Source organism: Paenibacillus ihuae (assembly GCF_001368795.1).
GTDB classification, from domain to species: domain Bacteria; phylum Bacillota; class Bacilli; order Paenibacillales; family Paenibacillaceae; genus Paenibacillus_AQ; species Paenibacillus_AQ ihuae.
Window position 1 is genome coordinate 165396 of record NZ_LN831199.1, and the last position, 1694, is coordinate 167089.

The 1694-nt window shown below is 48.2% G+C and carries 2 protein-coding genes; both read right to left on the reverse strand.

Annotation, left to right across the window (positions count from 1 at the left end):
• The coding region (murA, locus tag AQR02_RS20410; protein ID WP_054942291.1) for a UDP-N-acetylglucosamine 1-carboxyvinyltransferase at nucleotides 1–1030 on the reverse strand (1030 nt) is incomplete at its 3' end.
• Between the two features lie 199 nt (nucleotides 1031–1229).
• The gene (locus AQR02_RS20415) at nucleotides 1230–1487 is read right to left on the reverse strand and encodes a DUF1146 family protein (protein ID WP_054942292.1); all 258 of its coding nucleotides are present in this window, start codon (nucleotides 1485–1487) and stop codon (nucleotides 1230–1232) included.
• Nucleotides 1488–1694 lie beyond the last annotated feature (207 nt).

Here is a 1694-nt window from a genome sequence, read left to right on the forward strand (position 1 = left end):
CGTTCATGTTGTGGAATTCATCCACATGCATGAACCGGTTCTCAAATACCGTCTCCGTTACAACTGCAGTGCCTTCCGAGCGGAGCAGCAGCGCCATCATCTGCGACTGCATATCGGTCGGGAAACCAGGGTACGGCAATGTCTTCAAATCCACAGCCTTCAGCGGCTTATCGCCGATAACCCGTATACCGTTCTCATCAGGGATAATAGTAACGCCCATTTCCTCCATTTTGGCAATAACAGGACCGAGGTGATCGGCAATTGCGCCTTCCACATACACATCACCGCCTGTAATCGCTGCAGCCGCCATATAGGTACCAGCTTCGATCCGGTCAGGGATCACATGATGCTTCACGCCATGCAGGCGCTCAACCCCTTCAATCCGGATAACGCCTGTTCCTGCACCGCGGACAATACCGCCCATACCGTTCAGGTAATTGGCTAAATCGACAATTTCCGGTTCCTTCGCGGCATTCTCGATCACCGTAACACCTTCAGCGAGTGCTGCGGCCATCATTATATTTTCGGTCGCTCCTACGCTGGCTACATCCAGATACACTTTAGCCCCGCGCAGCCGTCCGTTTGATTTCGCTTCAATGTAGCCCTGACCCAGACTGATTTCAGCTCCCAGAGCTTCAAACCCTTTGAGATGCTGGTCAATCGGTCTCGTGCCGATGGCACAGCCTCCAGGCAGGGAAATACGCGTATGCCCCATACGGGACAGGAGTGGGCCCATTACTAAGAAGGATGCCCGCATTTTCCGCACCCATTCATAAGGCGCTTCACAGGAAGTAATGCTTCTAGCATCAACCTCGATGATATCGTTCTGGTATGTAACACCCGCACCCAGAGATTCCAGCACTTTGCTGATGGTCATTACATCGTCTAGCGGAGGAGCGTCCACAATGACGCTTACTCCTTCTTCTGCCAATAGAGAGGCGGCTATGATCGGTAGTACGGAATTTTTTGCGCCGCTTACTTTCACGCTCCCGGTCAATCTGTTGCCACCGCGGACGATAAATTTGCTCATTTCGGTTTCCCTCCGCGTCCATTATTTCTTAAATTAATTTTGAATGTAAGATGCATCTGTTAAAATATCGGATATTCGGCCAGTGTGCCCGATGTGCGGGCACGTTCCTTAAACATCAGTGTTAACATAATAAAACCTTATTATTCGACATCATTTTCACTGGGTTGGCCTAAGACAGATATAACCAAACCCCTAGTCATTAAAACATGTTACGAATCTGTCCGCTCCAGCTCAAGTAATCCAGCAGGAAGCCCGCCACGAAGTGGCCGAGGACGATTGCCAGCAGTAAGTGCAGCAGTCTGCCTTGTGGGCTCTTGGGATATCTTATGATCAAATCGAGCTTAAGGTTCTGAAGTGCCCACCAAGATAATACTACACAGAGCAAAGAAACGATCATTGAGACCAAACCGCTGGTACTGATCGCGCTGGACAAATCATCATACAACATTTGATCCATCTAACCCCTCCGTGTATATGTTACTTGGAAATCGACTCTTATATCATACTTGCGTAGATGAAAAGAATCCAGTACTTTTGCAAATTTTTAAACATTACATGCTCAGATAACTTGTGTTGTTACTAGATAGTCACATAATAATAGTTTTGCTCCAACCAAGAAGAAACGGTTTTACCGCCCTTTTTAAGGACGATATCCGTTTCTGCG